Raw genomic sequence first — 2,536 nt, forward strand, 5'->3', positions numbered from 1 at the left:
TCGCCACCAAAAAGAACAATAAACTCATAATATCAATAAATTAGAATACAAAAACGTCTAAATCAGACTAAGTTTTCCCATTAAAATTTATATATTGATTTTGCTGAGGCTCAATAAAGCATAACGCTCAATTAAGTAGCCCGAAACGCTATTACCAGCTTCCCGCACAACGCCGTAATCACCGAACTCAACGCAAAACGAAAATGCCACGCGTTGAGGGTCTGCTTAAATTGTTTGTTATATGTAAAACTCAAAGCTAAAAGTATGTTGGTATTGAACCATTTGACGCCGCTGGTTCCTTTGTGTAGATCATGCAGTCAGAACCACGAATACTGACAAAACCAAGCTTCGTGTAGAACTGCTGTCCAATATCGCTATGCAGGTACAAAGCCTTGCAATTGTTCTTATCAAATAACTCAGATTTTATTGAGTTAACTAATTTTGAAGCATAACCTTTATTTCGTAGTTTTAGAGGTGTAGCCACAGAACCAATACCAAAAGAATCCTCTTTAAGATCGAACATTCCACTATAAACAATAAGAGATGATACGATTTCCTCCTTTTCAACCAATACATACCAAGTACCAGCTAAGTATTTTTCACTGTTACGACAACCAGCTAAATAATCCTCAAAAGAAAGACCGTCACCCCATACATCGAATCCCATTGAATAGATTAGATCTAGCTCATGAGCCTCTGCTTTTCTTAACTTCAGCATTGTAAAATACCTAAACTAACCAAAACATATAACGCCGCGTTAAGGGGTGAGCAACGCGACTACCAACTAACCGCATTGCACTAAAAACCAATAAAATCAACGCATAACGAAAATGCTACGCGTTGCGAATCCCTCTTTAACGCTTTGTTATGTACGTGCACTTTGTTCCAGCGAAACAAACAGCGGCTTTACAAATTTGGCCTCTTCTTGGTAACGATTTCTCGTATCCCAAAGGTCAACAGCATGTTGAATATTAAGCCAAAATTCTGGTGTATTTCCTAATGCAGCAGCTAACTTAATTGCTACTGGAGCCGTTAACACTCCACCATTAATCAAATTACTCACCGTATTTCTGTGTACACCCATAGCTTCAGCGAGCGCTTTTGATGTGATGCCCATTGGCTCAAGAAACTCTAATTTCAACATTTCACCAACGCTAACTGGACGACGTTTTGTTTTACGCATAGTCGTTACCTCAATACTTATGTGGGTCTAAGTAAGTATTTAGTGCAACACCATCAACCCACTGAAAAATCAAACGATATTGTTTATTTACTCGCATTGAACACCAACCTTTAAGATTTCCTTCAAGATGTTCAAATCGATTGCCCGGTGGAATTCTTAAGTCTGACTCAGCTTGAGCTGCATCTAAGATTTCCAGCTTTCGAAATAGAGCATTTTCTATACTGTTTGGAATTAAACGATGTCGTTTATCATCCTCATAAAACTGCTCTAACCACTTATCTTTAAATTCTAATGCCATTACAACTTGCACTGTCTCATTGTGCATCCATACACAAAGAGTAACGCATAATGACACTGTGCACAAGTTTGATTTTCAGGAAGGATTTCAGAGAAGTACATAACGCCCGCTTAAGGGGCTGACAACGCTACTACCAAGTTTCCGCATAACACCGTAATCACCAAAATCAACGCATAATAAAAATGCCACGCGTTGGAAGTCCCTCTTGAAGCGTTTGTTATAAGCTGGAGCCCAGGTTCTCGATGTTATCATCAATTTCGTTTGCTAGATCTTTCACGTTCCTCAAAAGCTCTAAAATTGATTCAACAGAAATATCTATCATTTGCCCATCTTTGTCATACCCAGCTCGATGAACACAATGGTGACGTAACTTTACGGCTTTGAACAACCAAGATAGGTTTCCAAACTTGTGATCTAGAACAGCTTGATACATTGACTTGATCTTCTTGACATCATGAAAGATCAAATCTTTCAAGTAAGTTGCCACTGTCACTTTAAGCGCATCTTTTTCTTGATAGATATCTTTGAGAGTAAACTTTCGTTTAGCAAATTCAGGATCTGTTTCTACCAACTTCCGAGTAAGTTCATCTGAATTACAAACATGATGGATGAACACTCCCGCTAAATACCCCTCAAAGGAAGAAACAACATGGGCATGAACCATAACTAAGAAGCTAAATTTTGCTTTTTCCGGAACTTCCAAATCGAGCATAATATCGACACTTTCAAGTTGATCCATTAATAATTGATAGTGTGGCTTATTCTCGTTTTCTAAATACCATTCACGCTCTTCATCATATGGATAAACGTTCTCTTCTAACCATCTATCCATAAACTCTGGATCACTTGCACTTCCACCATAACTTTCGCAAAAATCTGCGTAATCACCCATTAATTTGTCTCTCTAATCTAATTATTATTCGTGGCTTATAACGCCGCATTAAGGTGTGAGCGGCGCTTGGCTATACTTGAGCGAAGCGAAACTGCCAAGCGTTGCGAATCACTCTTAAATGCTTTGTTAGCTTTAAGCTGATAGCCCCACCAAAATTAACACA

At 38.5% G+C, this 2,536-nt stretch carries 4 protein-coding genes; all 4 read right to left on the reverse strand.

Annotation, left to right across the window (positions count from 1 at the left end; genetic code table 11):
• Positions 1-256: 256 nt before the first annotated feature.
• Positions 257-718 (reverse strand): GNAT family N-acetyltransferase, encoded by a 462-nt coding sequence (locus tag FKQ60_RS17105; protein ID WP_170906812.1) that lies wholly within the window; start codon positions 716-718, stop codon positions 257-259.
• A gap of 147 nt (positions 719-865) precedes the next feature.
• Positions 866-1,183, reverse strand: coding sequence for a HigA family addiction module antitoxin (locus FKQ60_RS17110; protein WP_039438324.1), 318 nt, complete (start codon positions 1,181-1,183; stop codon positions 866-868).
• A 10-nt stretch (positions 1,184-1,193) separates the two neighbouring features.
• Complete coding sequence (locus FKQ60_RS17115; protein WP_170906813.1) at positions 1,194-1,481, reverse strand: type II toxin-antitoxin system RelE/ParE family toxin; 288 nt, start codon at positions 1,479-1,481, stop codon at positions 1,194-1,196.
• A gap of 217 nt (positions 1,482-1,698) precedes the next feature.
• A complete protein-coding gene (locus FKQ60_RS17125) occupies positions 1,699-2,373 on the reverse strand; it encodes a hypothetical protein (RefSeq protein WP_170905767.1) in 675 nt (224 codons plus the stop codon).
• Positions 2,374-2,536 lie beyond the last annotated feature (163 nt).

The sequence above is a fragment of the Vibrio sp. A11 genome (assembly GCF_013048705.1).
GTDB classification, from domain to species: Bacteria; Pseudomonadota; Gammaproteobacteria; order Enterobacterales; family Vibrionaceae; genus Vibrio; species Vibrio metschnikovii.